At 61.1% G+C, this 16,997-nt stretch carries 18 protein-coding genes and 1 tRNA gene; 12 read left to right on the top strand and 7 right to left on the bottom strand.

Annotated elements, in window-relative coordinates; all coding sequences use genetic code 11:
- The first annotated feature begins 9 nt into the window (after positions 1–9).
- Genes THALAR_RS13830 through THALAR_RS18705 form a run of 3 tightly spaced genes read left to right on the top strand, consistent with a single transcriptional unit; the run spans position 10 to position 1,237 of the window.
- Positions 10–411: a GFA family protein gene (locus tag THALAR_RS13830; RefSeq protein WP_021102207.1), complete on the top strand. Its 402-nt coding sequence runs from the start codon at positions 10–12 to the stop codon at positions 409–411.
- Positions 408–1,019 carry a (d)CMP kinase gene (locus THALAR_RS13825; protein ID WP_021102206.1) on the top strand — a complete coding sequence of 204 codons (612 nt, stop codon included), beginning with the start codon at positions 408–410 and terminating at the stop codon, positions 1,017–1,019. The genes THALAR_RS13830 and THALAR_RS13825 overlap by 4 nt, the downstream gene beginning before the upstream one ends.
- A gap of 14 nt (positions 1,020–1,033) precedes the next feature.
- Positions 1,034–1,237 (top strand): hypothetical protein, encoded by a 204-nt coding sequence (locus THALAR_RS18705; protein ID WP_083483482.1) that lies wholly within the window; start codon positions 1,034–1,036, stop codon positions 1,235–1,237.
- Between the two features lie 350 nt (positions 1,238–1,587).
- Here THALAR_RS18705 and THALAR_RS13815 read toward each other — a convergent pair whose 3' ends face one another.
- Complete coding sequence (locus tag THALAR_RS13815) at positions 1,588–1,995, bottom strand: universal stress protein (protein WP_040818828.1); 408 nt, start codon at positions 1,993–1,995, stop codon at positions 1,588–1,590.
- Positions 1,996–2,205: 210 nt separating this feature from the next.
- Between THALAR_RS13815 and THALAR_RS13810 the strand changes: the two genes are divergently transcribed.
- From THALAR_RS13810 to THALAR_RS13775, 8 genes are all read left to right on the top strand, one after another.
- Positions 2,206–2,940, top strand: a complete 735-nt coding sequence (locus tag THALAR_RS13810) for an SPOR domain-containing protein (protein WP_021102203.1) — start codon at positions 2,206–2,208, stop codon at positions 2,938–2,940.
- A gap of 218 nt (positions 2,941–3,158) precedes the next feature.
- Positions 3,159–4,838 carry a 30S ribosomal protein S1 gene (gene rpsA, locus THALAR_RS13805; protein ID WP_021102202.1) on the top strand — a complete coding sequence of 560 codons (1,680 nt, stop codon included), beginning with the start codon at positions 3,159–3,161 and terminating at the stop codon, positions 4,836–4,838.
- A gap of 296 nt (positions 4,839–5,134) precedes the next feature.
- Positions 5,135–5,422, top strand: coding sequence for an integration host factor subunit beta (ihfB, locus tag THALAR_RS13800; protein ID WP_021102201.1), 288 nt, complete (start codon positions 5,135–5,137; stop codon positions 5,420–5,422).
- A gap of 5 nt (positions 5,423–5,427) precedes the next feature.
- The gene (locus THALAR_RS13795) at positions 5,428–5,787 is read left to right on the top strand and encodes a lipopolysaccharide assembly protein LapA domain-containing protein (protein ID WP_021102200.1); all 360 of its coding nucleotides are present in this window, start codon (positions 5,428–5,430) and stop codon (positions 5,785–5,787) included.
- Positions 5,788–5,797: 10 nt separating this feature from the next.
- Positions 5,798–6,430: a phosphoribosylanthranilate isomerase gene (locus THALAR_RS13790; RefSeq protein WP_021102199.1), complete on the top strand. Its 633-nt coding sequence runs from the start codon at positions 5,798–5,800 to the stop codon at positions 6,428–6,430.
- A 66-nt stretch (positions 6,431–6,496) separates the two neighbouring features.
- Positions 6,497–7,729, top strand: coding sequence for a tryptophan synthase subunit beta (gene trpB / locus THALAR_RS13785; protein ID WP_021102198.1), 1,233 nt, complete (start codon positions 6,497–6,499; stop codon positions 7,727–7,729).
- Positions 7,730–8,030: 301 nt separating this feature from the next.
- Positions 8,031–8,103, top strand: a tRNA-Lys gene (locus THALAR_RS13780).
- Between the two features lie 397 nt (positions 8,104–8,500).
- Positions 8,501–9,631, top strand: coding sequence for an SPFH domain-containing protein (locus tag THALAR_RS13775; RefSeq protein WP_021102196.1), 1,131 nt, complete (start codon positions 8,501–8,503; stop codon positions 9,629–9,631).
- A gap of 158 nt (positions 9,632–9,789) precedes the next feature.
- Here THALAR_RS13775 and THALAR_RS13770 read toward each other — a convergent pair whose 3' ends face one another.
- The 4 genes from THALAR_RS13770 to THALAR_RS13755 all read right to left on the bottom strand — a co-directional run bounded on the left by THALAR_RS13770 (position 9,790) and on the right by THALAR_RS13755 (position 13,038).
- A complete protein-coding gene (locus THALAR_RS13770) occupies positions 9,790–10,167 on the bottom strand; it encodes a DUF2237 family protein (protein WP_021102195.1) in 378 nt (125 codons plus the stop codon).
- A gap of 97 nt (positions 10,168–10,264) precedes the next feature.
- Positions 10,265–11,428 (bottom strand): serine hydrolase domain-containing protein, encoded by a 1,164-nt coding sequence (locus THALAR_RS13765; RefSeq protein ID WP_021102194.1) that lies wholly within the window; start codon positions 11,426–11,428, stop codon positions 10,265–10,267.
- A gap of 19 nt (positions 11,429–11,447) precedes the next feature.
- The gene (gene pth, locus THALAR_RS13760; RefSeq protein ID WP_021102193.1) at positions 11,448–12,122 is read right to left on the bottom strand and encodes an aminoacyl-tRNA hydrolase; all 675 of its coding nucleotides are present in this window, start codon (positions 12,120–12,122) and stop codon (positions 11,448–11,450) included.
- A 256-nt stretch (positions 12,123–12,378) separates the two neighbouring features.
- Positions 12,379–13,038, bottom strand: a complete 660-nt coding sequence (locus tag THALAR_RS13755) for a 50S ribosomal protein L25/general stress protein Ctc (protein WP_021102192.1) — start codon at positions 13,036–13,038, stop codon at positions 12,379–12,381.
- 149 nt (positions 13,039–13,187) lie between these two features.
- On the opposite strand from THALAR_RS13755, the gene THALAR_RS13750 reads away from it, so the two are divergent.
- A complete protein-coding gene (locus THALAR_RS13750; RefSeq protein ID WP_021102191.1) occupies positions 13,188–14,321 on the top strand; it encodes an MFS transporter in 1,134 nt (377 codons plus the stop codon).
- Here THALAR_RS13750 and THALAR_RS13745 read toward each other — a convergent pair.
- A complete protein-coding gene (locus THALAR_RS13745; protein WP_021102190.1) occupies positions 14,318–15,481 on the bottom strand; it encodes an alpha-hydroxy acid oxidase in 1,164 nt (387 codons plus the stop codon). The genes THALAR_RS13750 and THALAR_RS13745 overlap by 4 nt on opposite strands.
- Positions 15,482–15,562: 81 nt before the next feature.
- Entirely contained in the window at positions 15,563–16,942 is a 1,380-nt protein-coding gene (locus THALAR_RS13740) for an NAD-dependent succinate-semialdehyde dehydrogenase (RefSeq protein ID WP_021102189.1), read from the bottom strand.
- Positions 16,943–16,997: the final 55 nt, after the last annotated feature.

The raw sequence follows: 16,997 nt of genomic DNA, 5'->3' as shown, positions 1-16,997 counted from the left end.
GGTCTGCGAATGGCCAGTGGAAGCTGCCTGTGCGGCCAGATCACCTACAGCGTAACCGGCCCTTTGCGCCCCGTGATCGCCTGCCATTGCAGACAGTGCCGCAAGACCAGCGGACACCACGTTGCGGCGACCTCGGCGGCGCGGGAGGATGTTCAAATCGCGGGCGAAGTTACATGGTATCCCTCCTCGCCCAACGCGCGGCGCGGGTTTTGCGGCACCTGCGGCAGCCAGATGTTCTGGGACGGGCCGGGGGCGAACCTGTCGATCTTTGCGGGCAGTCTGGACGGCGATACCGGGCTATCGCTTGCGGGGCACATCTTTTGCGCCGACAAGGGGGATTACTACGATATCTCCGACGGTCTGCCTTGTGCAGATGCCGACGACCCTAACTATACGACGCAGGTGCCATGAAATTCACAGTCGCCATCGACGGTCCCGCAGCGGCGGGGAAGGGAACGCTCTCGAAGCGCGTGGCGGAAGAGTTCGGGTTCGCCCATCTCGACACCGGCTTGCTCTATCGTGCCACAGGTGCGCGGGTGATTGACGGCGCTGATCCTGTGGCGGCGGCGAAGGCTTTGCAGCCCACGGATTTGGACCGCGATGACCTGCGCACCACCGCCGTGGCGCAAGCGGCGTCCAAGGTGGCGGCGATTCCCGAGGTGCGCGATGCCTTGGTTGAATTCCAGCGCGACTTCGCCCGCCGCGATGGTGGTGCGGTGCTGGACGGACGCGACATTGGCACGGTGATTTGCCCTGATGCGGATGTGAAGCTGTTCGTCACCGCCTCGGACGAGGTGCGGGCGGAGCGGCGCTATCTGGAGTTGTCGGAAAATGGCCACGACGTCACCCGAGAGGGCGTGCTGCGCGATTTGCAAGAACGCGACGCGCGGGATCGCGGCCGTGAGGCGGCGCCATTGGCGGCGGCGGCGGATGCGGTGGTGATCGACACGTCGGATATGAGCATAGACGACGCTGTTGCGGCGGCGGTTCAGTTTATCAGGGCGCGCTTTCCGGTCTAGCTTTGTTGCGTCCGATGCAGGTAGCGGTTACGCTCAAGCCCATGAAGCATATCCCGAAAGATACCACGGATGACGCCTTGATTCAGGAGTTTCTGAATAAGGGCGGCAAAGTCAGCGTGGGCAAAACCAAACCCCTGCCAGCGGAGTTGGGCCTGAGCAACAATGTCTGGAACAACAAGCTGACCAAAGAAGAGAAATCCGCGCGCGACAAGAAGTGATCCGGTGCGGGACGTCCCTTGTTTGAAGATGCAGTTGCGGCCGCTGCCCAAGAGGTTCGGGCGCGGCTGGAAGATTTCTCGAACTGATAGAAGACAGGCGGCCGCCCATTTCGGGCTGAGGTCATCGTCGTTACAGGCTTTACCCTGCATCCCTTCGGGGTGTTTAAGCCCCTTATAGTGCCGGCGGTCGCGGGAGACCCCAAAACGGGGCCGTGGACCACAGATCGAATGCAAGGCGTACGGGTCGCGCCTTGCTTTTGGTTAACCGAGGACAGGGTATAGGGCGCAGGCGTTAAGGTTTGGTAGGCCGAGCGTTCGGTGGGCCACGGGATGCCCGAGCGTACCTGTCCCTAGCGGATCACGTGCACCGAACACTTGGCATGACGCACGACTCTTGCCGCTGTGGAGCCCAGAAACAAGTCGCCAAATCCCGGTCTGTGGGACGCTATCACAATGCAATCGACATCATGTTCTTCGGCATATTCGACCAATGTCCGTCCAGCATGACCGGATATCAGCACCGGTGACGCACCCGGCAGAGACTTAGCACGCTGGGCCAGCGACTTCGCGGCGTCGTCATGTGACTTCTCTAGCAGTTTGCTGGGAATTTCCGCGGTAAAGTAGGCTGGAACCGCCTCCAGCACGTGTATTACGGTGAACTTGGCTCCATCGTCCGCCAAGGTGCGCGCGATTTCAAAGGAGGCTTGCGTATCGTGGTCTTCATCGAAAACTACGGGAACAAGAATATGCTTATACATGGTGCCATCTCCAAATTGTTGCCGTTGATCTGGTTATCAAGCGTAACCTAGGCGTCACCTCGCGTCCTTGCCGTAGGTTAATTTGCCACAAAATCGGGCTGTCATGAATGTGTGAAAGGTCGCGATTCACGCGGTGGGGGATGTATTTCACACCAAATGCCGCGCGTGTGGCGCTATACTGGGGCCCATCATTTACAGATGGAGGGACTTATGAAAGCACGTATCGAAGCCATAAAACTCGCCCTTCAAACCTTGGTATATCTTGCATTGCTGGCACTCATTGCGTCGCTGTTCTTCAAGCCGGAATTCACAGCCAAACGGACCGGCGACTTTTTCAAGGCCTTTCAGGATCACGACATCAACATCAAGATCGCCGCGATGGGCTTCAACATTTCACCGCGCGAGGTGAAGGAGTTGACCGAACAAAGCTCTGTGCTGGATCAGGCCAAGCTATCGGGTGCGTGTCTGGCAAGGGGGCGGTGCAGCGACGAAGAACAGACGCAACTGGCCTCCATTCTACAAATCGAGCAGGTCAGCCTCTATTTGGAAAAAGCCGCCGAGCCGGATGTTGATCCGTCCTCGTCATCGCCTCCAACCGCGTCGAATGAGCAGGGAGTACTCGAGTCTGCGATCATGGTACCGGAGCCGGCACCGGTCGGCGTAGGAGACTGGGTCGTAGTCCTTGGCGCAGACCGCAGCCTGGACGCGGCGCGAGACGAGCAACGCCAGATCGCGGCGCGCCTTGACCGGATCGAGATTGATCTGATCTTACGCGACAACTGGTATCGCACGGTGGCATTTTTCGAAACCGCAGCACAGGCAGAAGCCGCCTTGCCCACACTCGAACAGGCCGCCCGCAGAAAGGGCATCTACGCCCGCGCAACCACTATCTGGTGTGAGGGGGCGGTCGTGACGGGGCAGGACGGGATCATCGCCTGCGGGTGACCCCCGCCTGAGGCTTATGCGGCCTTGCATACTTGCTCTTCCCCTCAACCCACGCTATATGCGCGCTTGTCTAAGGGGCGAGAACAGTCTCAGGACGGGCAGGGTCGGTTTTCCGGCCCTTCTTGTTTTGAGAAAACCCCGAAGACCAACCGAAACCCAAAGACCGGCGGAGACAACCGCACGGCCCGTATAAACTCAGATTAGGACACACACGCCACATGGCTCAAAACGCATCTATGGAGGAATTCGAAGCCCTCTTGAACGAAAGCTTCGAAATGGACACCCCGGACGAAGGTTCGGTTGTCAAAGGTAAGGTACTGGCGATCGAAGCCGGTCAAGCCATCATCGATATCGGCTACAAAATGGAAGGCCGTATCGACCTTAAAGAATTCGCAGAACCGGGCGAATCCGCAAAAATCGAAGTGGGCGACGAAGTTGAGGTGTTCCTCGACCGCGTAGAGAACGCCCGCGGCGAAGCCTCCATCAGCCGCGACAAAGCGCGCCGCGAAGAGGCATGGGACCGTCTGGAAAAAGCATACGCAGACGAAGAGCGCGTCGAAGGCGCAATCTTTGGCCGCGTCAAAGGTGGCTTCACCGTGGATCTGGGCGGCGCGGTTGCGTTCCTTCCCGGCTCCCAGGTCGACGTGCGCCCTGTGCGCGACGCGGGCCCTCTGATGGGTCTGAAGCAGCCGTTCCAAATCCTGAAAATGGACCGTCGCCGTGGCAACATCGTTGTGTCGCGCCGCGCCATTCTGGAAGAATCACGTGCTGAACAGCGTGCAGAAGTCATCGGCAACCTCACCGAAGGTCAGGCTGTGGACGGCGTGGTCAAGAACATCACCGAGTACGGCGCATTCGTCGACCTTGGCGGCGTAGACGGCCTGCTGCACGTCACCGACATGGCATGGCGCCGCGTCAACGACCCGCGCGAGATCCTGACCATCGGCGAAACCGTCAAGGTTCAGGTCATCAAGATCAACAAAGAGACCCACCGTATCTCCCTTGGCATGAAGCAGCTGCAGGACGATCCATGGGAAGCGGTTGCCAACAAGTATTCGCTGGAATCCGTACACACCGGCCGCGTGACCAACATCACCGATTACGGCGCATTTGTTGAGCTGGAGCCCGGTGTCGAAGGTCTTGTTCACGTCTCGGAAATGTCGTGGACCAAGAAGAACGTGCATCCCGGCAAGATCGTGTCCACCTCGCAAGAGGTCGAAGTCATGGTTCTGGAAATCGACAGCGCCAAGCGTCGTGTTTCCCTGGGTCTCAAGCAGACCATGCGCAACCCGTGGGAAGTGTTCGCAGAGAACAACCCTGTCGGCACGGAAATCGAAGGCGAAGTCAAGAACATCACTGAATTCGGTCTGTTCGTTGGTCTCGAGAACGATATCGACGGCATGGTTCACCTGTCCGATATCACTTGGGACGGCCGTGGCGAAGATGCACTGGGCGACTTCCGCAAAGGCGACATGGTCAAAGCCGTTGTCACCGAAGTGGACGTGGAGAAAGAGCGTATCTCGCTCTCGATCAAAGCTCTGGACGGCTCGTTCGACACTGCTGTGGACGGCGTCAAGCGCGGCTCCATCATCACTGTCGAGGTTACCTCGATCGAGGATGGCGGCATCGAAGTGGAATATGAGGGCGCCAAGTCCTTCATCCGCCGCTCCGACCTGTCGCGTGACCGTGCCGAGCAGCGCCCCGAGCGTTTCGGTGTCGGCGACAAGATAGACGTGCGTGTGACCAATGTGGACGCCAAGACCCGCCGCTTGGGTCTGTCCATCAAGGCCCGCGAGATCGCCGAAGAGAAAGAAGCGGTAGAGCAGTATGGCTCCTCCGACTCCGGCGCGTCCTTGGGCGATATCCTCGGCGCGGCTCTGAAGTCCGACGACGAGTAATCGTTCCCGACAAGAATTTGAGGACGGCCCTGCCAGAAATGGCGGGGCCGTTTTCGTTTGTCCTGCCCGCCCGAATCGACTGCTATCGGGGTGCGTATGTCAGGCTCTGGACGCATGATCGGGTGACGCGAAGGTGTGAAATGTGGCATCTCGCGCTATTTTTCACGCCATTTTTCGCTGCAACAAGGTCGTGCCCCCCCTGTAAACGCTTCCCTCAGTTGGATTATTCGTCCTATAGTTCGCCCGACCGTGTTCGCAACACACGGCACGTAGCAAAGTCCTGGGGAGGATAGTTGATGATACGCTCCGAGCTGATCCAAAAGATCGCCGACGAAAACCCGCACCTGTATCAACGGGACGTAGAGCGCATCGTGAACACCATCTTCGAGGAGATCGTGGAGGCTGTCGCCTCCGGCAACCGGGTGGAGCTGCGGGGCTTCGGGGCATTCTCTGTCAAGAAACGCGATGCCCGCACCGGGCGGAACCCACGCACGGGGGAAAGCGTTCACGTACAAGAGAAGCATGTGCCTTTCTTCAAAACCGGCAAGCTGTTACGAGACAGGCTCAACGGAAACGAAAGCTGAGCTAAATGCGCTACATTCGCTATGTGTTTATGGCCGTCGTCGGCCTGTCCCTGATTCTGGTGGCCCTGGCCAACCGCGGCTTGGTGACGATCAAGGTGCTGCCTGCCGAAATGGCCGCGTATCTTGGGCAACCCCTGTCCTACGATTTGCCGCTGTTCGTGGTGATTTTCGGCGGCATCATCATTGGCCTGCTGATCGGCTTCGTCTGGGAATGGCTGCGCGAGCACAAGCACCGCGCCGACGCCCGCCGCCAACGCCGTGAGAAGGAAAGGTTGGCGCGGGAGGTCAAGGGCCTCAAGCGCCGGAACAATGAGGGCAAGGACGAGGTTCTGGCCCTGCTCGACGACAGCGCCGCCACGCGCTAGGGATACTTCCATGATCACCCGCGTCAAAATTTGCGGCCTCAGCCGCCCCGCCGACGTGGCCGCATGCGCGGCGGCGGGGGCAACCTATGTCGGCTTCGTGTTCTTCGAGAAATCGCCGCGCCATGTGACGCTGGATACAGCCCATGCCCTGGCGCTGGATGTGCCTGCGGGGGTGGCCAAGGTGGCGTTGACGGTGAATGCCGATGACGCAGCACTGGACGCGCTGGTGGAGCGGGTGCCGCTCGATCTGTTGCAGTTGCACGGATCGGAAAGCCCCGAGCGCGTGGCGGACATCCGCGCCCGTTTCGGGTTGCCGGTGATGAAAGCTGTGGGAATTGCGGGCGAGGGCGATCTAGCGGCGCTAGAGGACTACATGTATGTGGCCGACCAGATTCTGGTCGATGCCAAGCCCCCGAAGAACGCCGATTTGCCCGGCGGCAACGGTCTGGCGTTTGACTGGCGTTTGATTGCCGGGCGTCGCTGGCCGGTGCCGTGGATGCTGGCTGGCGGGCTGACACCCGACAACGTGGCCGAGGCGGTGCGCCTGACCGGAGCCAACCAGGTCGATGTGTCTTCCGGTGTCGAGAGCGCGCCGGGAGTGAAGGATGCCGATCTGATCAAGCGGTTTTGCGAGGCGGTCTAAACCTCGTCTTTACGCCGGATGCATCGCGGGCTACATCTGCTGCGTTGCAATGGGAGTTTTTCCAACATGGCTGATGATCTGCTGAACAGCTTTATGACCGGACCCGACGAAAAGGGTCGTTTCGGCGATTTTGGCGGACGGTTTGTGTCCGAAACGCTGATGCCGCTGATCCTTGAGTTGGAAGAGCAGTACGAGCACGCCAAGACGGACCAGTCATTCTGGGACGAGATGGACTTCCTGTGGAAACACTATGTCGGCCGACCCAGCCCGATGTATCATGCCGAACGCCTGTCCGAGCATCTGGGCGGCGCGAAGATTTACATGAAGCGCGACGAGCTGAACCACACCGGCGCGCATAAGATCAACAACGTGCTGGGGCAGATCATTCTGGCCCGCCGCATGGGAAAGACCCGCATCATCGCGGAGACCGGTGCGGGGCAGCATGGGGTGGCGACCGCCACCGTTTGCGCCAAGTTCGGGCTGAAATGCGTGGTCTATATGGGCGCGCATGACGTTGAACGTCAGGCCCCCAACGTGTTCCGTATGCGCCTGCTGGGCGCGGAGGTGATCCCTGTCACCTCCGGCCGTGGCACGCTGAAAGACGCGATGAACGACGCGCTGCGCGACTGGGTGACCAATGTGCGCGACACCTTCTACTGCATCGGCACCGTGGCTGGGCCGCATCCGTACCCTGCGATGGTGCGCGATTTTCAGGCGATTATCGGCAAGGAAGCCAAGGAGCAGTTGCAGGAGGCCGAAGGCCGTTTGCCCGACACGATTATCGCCGCGATTGGCGGTGGCTCCAATGCGATGGGGCTGTTCTTCCCGTTTCTGGACGACAAGGACGTCAACATCATCGGGGTCGAGGCCGGTGGCAAAGGCGTGAACTCCAAGATGGAGCATTGCGCGTCGCTGACCGGCGGTCGCCCCGGCGTGCTGCATGGCAACCGGACCTATCTGCTGCAGGACGATGATGGGCAGATCCTCGAAGGGTTCTCGATCTCTGCAGGGCTGGACTATCCCGGCATCGGGCCGGAGCATTCCTGGCTGCACGAGATCGGCCGCGCGAAATATGTGGCGATCACCGATAAGGAAGCGCTGGAGGCGTTCCAGCTGTGCTGCTCGCTGGAGGGGATCATCCCCGCTTTGGAGCCGTCGCACGCGCTGGCGCATGTGATGAAGATCGCGCCGGATTTGCCGAAAGATCACATCATCTGCATGAATATGTGCGGTCGCGGGGACAAGGATATCTTTACCGTGGCCCGCGCCCTGGGGTTTGAGATGGGCGAGTTCGCCTAACACCTTGAAAGATCATGCAAGCCCAAAGGGCTTTGGAGATTCCCGAAGGCGTCCGTTCAGGCGGGCGCCTTTTTCATTTGTTGCGCGATAGGGTTATTTTGTTGCGGACAGGCCACAGCGCAATCTGCCGCGAAATTTGCCCGGTAGATCGAATCCGGACATCGCGGCTATCCCTCACCTCCCGAACTTGTCGGATCGGACCTTAGCGGGTGCAGGTGATCACTGCCCCGGTGCAACGCGGCGCTGCTGCGGATGTATGCCAAGGCCGACACCAAAGTGAGGGGTGCGTTTTAGGTACGCATGCGATGTAGCTCATCTGGTAGAGCAGTGGACATTTAATCCTCGTGTAGCAGGTTCGACTCCTGCCATCCCACCGGTAAAGGCGGAGACGCCTGGGGTTCGACTCCCCTATCGCCTGTAAAGCGATTGAACCATCTATTCGAAGGTCCGGGGCCTGCCTGCGAGAGGCGTGTCACGGACGGGGCTTCGGCCCTGGAAGAGACATGCCAACCGCCCCACTCGGGGCCGGTCCTTGGGGCCGCGGCGGCAGGTGCATGCGATCAGGTGAGCGGGGTTTCGACCGTGCGCACCCCGTCGCAAGGCATTTTCCGTCGCCCCCCTCGGGTCCGCCACGGGTGGGACAGGGCAGGGTTCCGGATCTTCACCACTATACTGCAACCGGGCCGTTTCGGCCCCCCAACCACAACTGAAACCCAAAAGGAGATCGCACATTGCGACGACGATAAGGCATTGGCCAAAAGGAGAAAGACGATGACTATACTGGATATATTGATGCGCCGCCGGCGCGTTACGCTGACCGAGGCCGAACGGGCCATTGTGATCCGCAAAGGGCGGATCATGGATATCTTGGGTGTGGGCGAGCATGTGTTGCGCCGCGACGACGTGGTCGAGCGCCACGACCTGAGCGATCCTTACATCGTCTCGACCCTGACCGATGCCCTGACGCGGGAGCGGCCTGATCTGGTGGCAACCCACCTGACCGAGCTGCGAACGGGCATGGACGAGATCGCGGTCGTGTCGCGGGACGGGCGGCTGTTCGAGGTGATGACGCCCGATCTGCGGCGCGTGCTGTGGACGGATGCGGGGCCTTGGGAGGTCGAGCGTGTCGACCTGACCGGCGGTCTGGCCGTTGCCCCAAAACTGGGGGACCGGCTGACGCGGGCCCGTATGACCCACGCCATGACTGTGGTCGAGGTGGCCGAAGCGGATGTCGGGTTGATGTTCGTGGACGGGGCGTTGGCCGAGACGCTCGGGGCCGGTGTGCACCGGTTCTGGACGGCAGGTCGCAAGATCACCGTGAAGATGGTCGACCTGCGCTGGCGGGCGCATGACGTGACGGGTCACGAGATCCTGACACGCGACCGGGTGACGCTGCGGGTGAACCTTGCGGCTGATTTCCGGGTCACCGACCCCGTGCGGGCGGTGACGGCGGTGAAGGATTTCGAGGATGCGTTGCACCGCGCACTTGGTCTGGCGTTCCGCAAGACGCTGGGGGCGTTGACCCTTGACGCTTTGCTGGCCGACAAGATGGCCGTTGATGCCGAAGCCGCAAACGCGGTGCGGGCGGAGATGGCCTTGATCGGGGTCGAGGTTGGGGCCATCGCGTTGAAAGACGTGATCCTGCCCGGCGAGATGCGGGACATCCTGACGGGTGTGGTCGCAGCCGAGAAAGAGGCCGAGGCCAACGTGATCCGGCGTCGCGAGGAAACGAACGCAACGCGTTCGCTTCTGAACACGGCGAAGGTGATGGCCGAGAACCCCGTGATGCTGCGGCTCAAAGAGCTTGAGGCGTTGGAAACCATCGCGGGGAAAGTCGAGCGGCTGACCGTGCATAGCGGAACCGACGGGCTGATGAACGACATCGTCCGCCTGCGGGACTGAAGAGATGAGGCCGTCCGGGTTAGCGCTCGGGCGGCTTCGCTATGGGTGAGGTTTTGCGCCTGCCTTCGGCAGTCGCCAGAGCGGGGGCGCTGCCCCCGCACCCCCGATTTTATGTGGGGCTCTGCCCCACACCCCGAGGTATTTCCGGAAAAAAGAAGTCAGTTGGCGTCGAGCGCGTTTTTGACGAGGATTTCCATCGGCACGATATCGAGTGCACGTTGATGAGTGGAGGCGAGACGGACCTTCGGAGCCGTGCCTTCGTCATGGGCTTGCAAGAAACGTGCGGCGCATAGGCACCATTGGTCGCCGGGGTTGAGGCCCGCGAAGCCGTATTCCGGGCGCGGGGTAGAGAGATCGTTGCCCAGATATTTTGACAGGGCGAGGAACTCCGCAGTCATGATGGCGCAGACCGTGTGGCTGCCTTGATCCATCGGCCCCGTGTCGCAGCAGCCGTTTCGGAAAAAGCCGGTGACAGGGTCTTCCGAGCAGCTTTTCAGCGTGTCGCCCAGTACGTTGAGGGATGGGTCTTTGTCCATGGTGCGCTCCGGTTGATCCAGCGGCCGTGAAGATCGGCGCGGCCTATGGGTCAAGTCTAGCGCACCGGGCGAAAGCCGCAAGGTGAGGCGGCCAGGCTTACAAGGCCGAAGCGATAGCACGGAACATGGCGATGTTTTCATCGGCGACGCCCGCGTCGCGGAAGTTACGGTCGGCGGCGTTGGTGGCAATGACGACGCCAAGCGGGCGGTTGATGTAGATATACTGACCGTAGACGCCGCGGGCCATGAACTCGCCCTTGGTTGCCCCCTTGGGTATCCACCATTGGAAGCCGTAGCCTATGGCACCGGGCGCAGTGGGGGCGGTGGGCGTGGTGGAGGCATCAACCCATGCGGCGGGCACGATCTGCTGGCCGTTCAGGCGGCCCCGTTGCAGGAACATCTGGCCCATGCGGGCATAATCACGGGTGGTCATGTTCAGCCCGCCCAGCACGAAGGCCACGCCGACGCCGTCGGTCAGGTAATAGGGCGCGGTTTCAAGCCCCATGGGGCCGATGATCTTTTCGCTCATCAGGTCGACGATGGAGCGGCCGGTCGCGCCACGAATGACCATGGAGAGCACATGCGTGTCGATGGAGACATATTGCCAGGTCTGCCCCGGCTCGGCGAAGGTTTCTGTCAACTCGGTCGTGAACCCGTCCATCGTGCCGCCCAAGGCCAGTACGCGGCCCATGCGGTTGATGTCGGAGGATTTGTCCAGATAGTCCTCGTCGAAGGTGACGCCCGAGGCCATGTTCAGCACGTTGCGGATCGACGCGCCGTCATAGGCGGTGCCGATGAGGCTGGGCGCGTATTTGGTCAGCGGGTCGTCGATGGAGGCGATGGAGCCGTCCTCCAGCAGCACGCCCATCAGGGCAGACAGGTAGCTTTTGGCGACCGACCACGAGATGCGGCGGTCGCCGGCCTTGGTGCCTTTGTAGTAGGTTTCATGCACGATCTGGCCGTCCTTCAGGACGACCAGTGCGGTTACGTCCCGTGTCTCGATCCAGTCTTGTGTTTGGGCGGGCAAGGTGGCGTCCGGACCTTTGGGCAAGGGGCTTGGAGCGGCGTTGGGCAGGGTGAGTTCCGTCCAGAGGAACGCCTTGTTCATGTTGGAGAAGTTGTCGACGATCTTTTCAGGCGCGAAGAGCGAGTTGACTGCCATGAGGCGGGTCAGCTCCTCGCGTTTCCACAGGCCCGCGAGAACCGCAACGACGACCAGCAGCGCCACAAGGCGTAAGGCCCATTTCAAGAACAATCGCATGGGGTGGTCTCCGGTCGGGTCAGTTGAAACGATCTATCAGCTTTTGCAGCGGGTTGCGCCTGTCTTCCGGTTCTGGCTCCGGTTCCGCTTTGGAGGCGGCTTTCGGCTTGGAGGTCGATGAGCGGGCAGGGGCCACGCGCAGGGCGACCGCGTTGAGGAATTTCGCGCCGTCACCTTCGGCCAGATGAGGAGCCCCATCGGACACACCGCGGAGCACGTCGTCGAGCCAGTCCTGATCCGCTTTGGCGAAGTCGCTGAGCACATAGGAGGGCACTTTGTCCTTGTGGCCGGGATGGCCCACGCCAAGGCGCACGCGGTCGTAATGCGGCCCGATATGCTGGTGTATCGAGCGCAAGCCGTTATGGCCTGCATGGCCGCCGCCGGCCTTCACGCGGGTCTTGGCGGGGGCGAGGTCGATTTCGTCATGGAAGACGGTCACGTCGGTGCTGTCGAGTTTGTAGAAGCGCATCGCCTCGCCCACGGATTGGCCGGAGAGGTTCATGAAGGTGGTGGGCTTCAGAAGGACGATCTTCTCATGGCCGAGGCGGCCTTCGCTGATCTGGCCCTGAAATTTGAACTTCCACGGCGCGAAGCCGTGGTCCTCCGCTATGCGGTCCACGGCCATGAAGCCGATATTGTGCCGGTTGCGGCTGTATTTTGCGCCCGGATTGCCGAGACCTACGAAGAGTTTCATGCATCCCTGATAGCCTGAACTCATGCGGCGTGCCAATGGGAAGCGGTGATCGGAATGGGCCATGCCTGCCGCATGGCGCTTGATTGTTTTGGACAGTGCAGGGCGAGATGTTGCATTTTGAGCGCTGACGATGACGTTTTGCGCTGGCGGGCCCTCCGGGGGAGGTATTTGGAGAAAAAAGAAATCCGGGTTGCGCAAAGAAAAACGCGAGGCTGTTGAGGCCCCGCGTTTTGTGTTTGCTGCGATGTGAGCGGGATCAGCTCTCGGCTTCGTCGCCCACGATGGCGGGTGCTTCGAGCACTTCCGTCTCTTCGGTCTCGTCCTCGTCATCACCTGCGGATTTCAGGCTGGACGGAGCGGACAGCGTCGCGATCACGAAGTCACGGTCGATTGTCGGGACTGCACCTTCGGGCAGCTTGACCGAAGAGATCGTGATGCTATCGCCGACTTCTGCCTCGGAGACGTCGATTGTGATGCTCTCGGGGATATCGCCCGCAGTGACCATCAGCTCGACTTCCGGACGCACGAGCGTCAGTGTGCCACCTTTTTTCAGGCCGGGGGAGACGTCTTCGCCAACCACATCAACGTGAATGAACAGGTTGATTTTGGAGGTGCGGCGCAGACGCATGAAGTCGATATGTGTCGGCAGGTCCTTGACCAGATCGCGCTGCACGTTCCGGCAGATGACGCGGAAATCTTCCTGCCCCTCGATTTTCATGTTCTGCAATGTGGACATGAAGCGGCCTGCCTTCAAGCGCTTGAGCAACACGTTGAACGGGATCTGGATGGGCTGCGGGTCTTCGCCGCCGCCATAAACGATACCTGGCACCATGTCGTTACGACGTGCTGCGCGAGCGGCCCCCTTGCCCGTCCCCGCGCGTGCCTCGACTTCAAGATCAGGGATCTTACCAGCCATGACTATATTCCTTTTCAAAGTTAGTGCGGCTGCCTCCAAGGGTGTCGGGCCGCGTGAAGAGTGCCGTATAGGAGGGAATCGTGAGATAGGGAAGGGCTTTTTGCGGTTTTGCATTGTGTGGGCGCGGGCTGGACGGTAGCGCTGGCACCATGTCCGTGTTGAGTGCCCTTCGCCTGTCGCATATTCCCGCATTGGCTTTCGCCATCCTCGGCCTTTACTGGGGCTGTTTTGCCGCGCTTGTGCCGCTGCTGAAAGAGCGCGTCGGGGCGGGGGACGGGCTGTTCGGCCTGCTTCTGCTGGGCACCGCCTGCGGGCTGGCGACGACGATGTGGTTTGCCCCACTGGTCGACCGGCTGCTGGGGCGTTGGTCGATGGGATTGAGCGCCGTTGCGCTGTCGCTGGCCTTCCTGCTGCCCGGGGCCGTCACGTCGCCTATCGGCTTCTTTCTGGCAATGTTTGCCTGCGGGCTGGCATCGGGGTTGACCGACGTGATCATGAACGCCCGCGTGTCCGATCTGGAGGCGCGGTCCGGGCGGTCCCTGATGAACGCCAATCACGGGACGTTTTCGCTGGCCTATGCGGTTGGCGCTTTCGCCACCGGGTTGGCGCGGGAGGCCGGGGTGTCGCCGGTGGCCTTGTTCGCCGTTCTGGCCGTGCTTGTGCTGGCGCTCGTGCACCGCCTTCGGATGACGCCTGCGGCGAGCGAGGCGAGCGACGCCCCCGCGTCCTTACCGTGGGGGATAGTCTTGTTGTGTGGCGCGGTCGTGCTGATCGCCTTCATGTCGGAGGCGGCGGTGGAGGCATGGTCGGCGCTGCATGTGGAACGCACCTTGGGCGGCAGCGCGGCGGAAGGCGCGTTGGGGCCCACGATGCTGGGGCTGACCATGGCCGTTGGCCGTTATGGCGGGCAGGCGGTCAGCGAGCGGTTGAGTACGACCCGCGTTATCATATGGGCGGCAGTTCTGGCTGTTGGGGGTACAATGCTGGTCGTGGTCGCGCCTGTCCCGCTGGTCGCCTATCTGGGATTTGGCATCATGGGGCTGGGCATCTCGGTGATCGGCCCGATGGGGCTGGCGCTAGTGGGCAGGCTGGTGCCGCCTTCGCTGCGCACGGTGGCGATATCGCGCACGGCTGTTCTGGGCTTTCTGGGCTTCTTTGCCGCCCCTGCCATCATGGGGTTCGTGTCCGAAGGCTTCGGGTTGCGCGCCGCCTTCGGGGCGGTCGCGCTGTTGCTTTTGCTTCTGCTGCCGCTGGTCTTCGCGCTGCGAAAACGTGGCGCTTAGGCCCAATCGCCGTAGAAGTCGCGCGGCACCAGCAGGTTGTGCTTGCCGAGGTCCTGCACCTTGGTTTCGCCGCACAAGGCCATCGTGACGTCGAGTTCCTTGTGGATGACGCGCAGGGCCTCCTCGACGCCGTGTTGTCCCATTGCGCCCAGCCCGTAAATGAAGGCGCGGCCGATATAGGTGCCTGTCGCGCCCATGGCCAAGGCCTTTAGCACGTCTTGGCCGGAGCGGATGCCGCTGTCCAGATGCACCTCAATCTTGTCGCCCACCGCGTCCATGATCGACGGCAAGGCCTTGATCGACGACATCGCCCCGTCCAACTGCCGCCCGCCGTGGTTTGAGACCACGATCGCGTCGGCGCCCACGTTCAGGGCCATTTCGGCATCATCCGCGTCCAAAATACCTTTCAGGATCAGCGGGCCACCCCAGAGTTCTTTGATCTCTTTAACATAGTCCCAGTCGAGCTTTGGATCGAAACTTTCCGCCGCCCAGACGGACAGGGAACTCATGTCGGTGATCCCGTCGATATGGCCGACGATATTGCCGAAGCTGCGGCGCTTGGTTTTCATCATCTGCAAGCCCCACCGCCATTTGGTGGCAAGATCGAGGATCGTATGCGGGGATAGCTTGATCGGCACCGTCAGGCCATTCTTGATGTCCTTGTGACGTTGGCCCAGAATTTGCAGGTCCAGCGTCAGCACAAGGGCGGAGCATTTTGCGTCTTTCGCGCGCTGGATGGCGCGTTTGGTGAATTCGCGGTCCTTCATGACATAGAGCTGGAACCAGAACGGCTTGGTGGTGTTCTCGGCCACGTCTTCGAGCGAACAGACGGACATGGTGGACAGGGTGAACGGCACGCCGAATTTCTCGGCGGCCTTGGCGGCGAGGATTTCGCCGTCGGCGTGCTGCATGCCGGTGGAGCCGACCGGGGCAAGTGCTACGGGCATCGCCACGTCCTGCCCGATCATCTGGCTGGCGGTGCTGCGACCGGTCATGTCGACAGCAACCCGCTGGCGCAGTTTGATCAGATCGAAGTCCGAGGAGTTCTCGCGGAAGGTCTGCTCGGTCCAGCTGCCGCTTTCGCAGTAATCGTAGAACATCTTGGGCGTGCGCCGCTTGTAGATGCGCTTCAGGTCTTCGATTTCAGTGATTTTAGCCATTTCGCAGCCTTTACCGTCCAAATTGGTTAGGTGTTATTACCAATCTGGACGGTTTTGAGTCAATGCGACAATGGCTGCGCCTCACCCCGCGACGGTGATCCCTTTGACGTTGACGAATTCCTTCATGCCGAAGCCGCCATGCTCGCGGCCATAGCCGGAGCGTTTCACCCCGCCGAAGGGCATCTTCGGATTGGCGAGACCGAAATCGTTGATGAACACCATGCCGGTGTCGAAATGCGCAGCGGCAAGGTCTTTCGCCTTCTCCACATCCTGCGAGAAGATCGCGCCACCGAGGCCGAACCGGCTGTCATTGGCGATACGCATGGCGTCTTCCTGATCCTTGGCACGGATCAGCGCGGCGACGGGGCCGAACAGCTCGTCGTCATAGGCGGGTTGGCCGCTGGTGACGTTTTCCAGAACCGTGGCGGGATAGTAATAGCCTTCGCCCTCCGGCATCTCGCCACCGCACAAAACCTTTGCGCCATTCGCGATGCTCTTGGTCACCTGCTCGTGCAGGTCTTCGCGCAGGTCCTTGCGGGCCATGGGTCCCAGATCGGCGTCCTCCGACGTGGGGTCGCCGAGCGTGAGGTCTTTCATCGCCTTGACGAAGGCGTCACGGAACTTGTCGTAGACGGCGTTCACCACCACGAACCGTTTGGCGGCGATGCAGGTCTCGCCATTATTGTAGATGCGGCCCTTGACGCAGGCCGGGACTGCCTGTTCCAGATCGGCGTCCTCCAGCACAATGTAGGCGTCGTTGGAGCCAAGCTCCAAAACCGTCTTCTTCAGCGCCTTGGCGGCGCGTCCGCCGACATGCTCGCCAGCAGCGGGGCTGCCGGTCAGGGTCACGCCGCGCACGAGGTCATGTTCGATCACCTTGTCGGACTGGTCGTGGCTGATCGTCAGCACGGTGAACAGGTGCTCCGGCAAGCCAGCCTCGCGGTAGATCTCGCCCAGAAGCTGGCCAGTGCCCGTCACCGATTCCGCGTGTTTGAGCAGCACGCCATTGCCCGCCATCAGGTTGGCGATGGAGTAACGGATCACCTGATATGCGGGGTAGTTCCACGGCTGGATGCCATAGATCACGCCGATGGGGGAATAGACGATGTGGCCCGTGCCGGTGTCGCCCAGATCGCGTTCCTCGGAGGCCAGCTCATCTGGGCCGTTCTGCGCGGTCCAGTCGCAGATCGCGGCGCAAAGCTCGACCTCCTGATAGCTTTGAGATAGCAGCTTGCCCATCTCCTCGGTCATCAGATTGGCGAGCTTGTCCGCGTTGTTCCGCAGCGCCTCACCGATCTTCTTGATGGTCGCGGCGCGGTCCTTGGCGGGGACATGACGCCAGTCCTCGAACGCAGCATGACATGCCTCGATGGCGTCATTATATTGTGCGTCCGTCATCAGCGGGTAGCTTTGGATTTCTTTGCCGTTGGTCGGGTTGATCGTCTTCAGCGCGTCGGCCATGTGTTCGTTCTCCTGCAAAGGGTGATTTGCAAGACAAAGAGCAGTGGTGCCGGAG

The sequence above is a fragment of the Litoreibacter arenae DSM 19593 genome (assembly GCF_000442275.2).
Lineage (GTDB): Bacteria > Pseudomonadota > Alphaproteobacteria > Rhodobacterales > Rhodobacteraceae > Litoreibacter > Litoreibacter arenae.
This window is presented reverse-complemented; position numbering and strand designations above follow the sequence as displayed.

Bases quoted from the DNA above. Each gene is read 5' to 3' on its own strand.
- THALAR_RS13830 (WP_021102207.1), top strand. From the start codon at position 10: ATGGCCAGTGGAAGCTGCCTGTGCGGCCAGATCACCTACAGCGTAACC.
- THALAR_RS13825 (WP_021102206.1), top strand. From the start codon at position 408: ATGAAATTCACAGTCGCCATCGACGGTCCCGCAGCGGCGGGGAAGGGA.
- THALAR_RS18705 (WP_083483482.1), top strand. From the start codon at position 1,034: ATGCAGGTAGCGGTTACGCTCAAGCCCATGAAGCATATCCCGAAAGAT.
- THALAR_RS13815 (WP_040818828.1), bottom strand. From the start codon at position 1,995: ATGTATAAGCATATTCTTGTTCCCGTAGTTTTCGATGAAGACCACGAT.
- THALAR_RS13810 (WP_021102203.1), top strand. From the start codon at position 2,206: ATGAAAGCACGTATCGAAGCCATAAAACTCGCCCTTCAAACCTTGGTA.
- rpsA (WP_021102202.1), top strand. From the start codon at position 3,159: ATGGCTCAAAACGCATCTATGGAGGAATTCGAAGCCCTCTTGAACGAA.
- ihfB (WP_021102201.1), top strand. From the start codon at position 5,135: ATGATACGCTCCGAGCTGATCCAAAAGATCGCCGACGAAAACCCGCAC.
- THALAR_RS13795 (WP_021102200.1), top strand. From the start codon at position 5,428: ATGCGCTACATTCGCTATGTGTTTATGGCCGTCGTCGGCCTGTCCCTG.
- THALAR_RS13790 (WP_021102199.1), top strand. From the start codon at position 5,798: ATGATCACCCGCGTCAAAATTTGCGGCCTCAGCCGCCCCGCCGACGTG.
- trpB (WP_021102198.1), top strand. From the start codon at position 6,497: ATGGCTGATGATCTGCTGAACAGCTTTATGACCGGACCCGACGAAAAG.
- THALAR_RS13775 (WP_021102196.1), top strand. From the start codon at position 8,501: ATGACTATACTGGATATATTGATGCGCCGCCGGCGCGTTACGCTGACC.
- THALAR_RS13770 (WP_021102195.1), bottom strand. From the start codon at position 10,167: ATGGACAAAGACCCATCCCTCAACGTACTGGGCGACACGCTGAAAAGC.
- THALAR_RS13765 (WP_021102194.1), bottom strand. From the start codon at position 11,428: ATGCGATTGTTCTTGAAATGGGCCTTACGCCTTGTGGCGCTGCTGGTC.
- pth (WP_021102193.1), bottom strand. From the start codon at position 12,122: ATGAAACTCTTCGTAGGTCTCGGCAATCCGGGCGCAAAATACAGCCGC.
- THALAR_RS13755 (WP_021102192.1), bottom strand. From the start codon at position 13,038: ATGGCTGGTAAGATCCCTGATCTTGAAGTCGAGGCACGCGCGGGGACG.
- THALAR_RS13750 (WP_021102191.1), top strand. From the start codon at position 13,188: ATGTCCGTGTTGAGTGCCCTTCGCCTGTCGCATATTCCCGCATTGGCT.
- THALAR_RS13745 (WP_021102190.1), bottom strand. From the start codon at position 15,481: ATGGCTAAAATCACTGAAATCGAAGACCTGAAGCGCATCTACAAGCGG.
- THALAR_RS13740 (WP_021102189.1), bottom strand. From the start codon at position 16,942: ATGGCCGACGCGCTGAAGACGATCAACCCGACCAACGGCAAAGAAATC.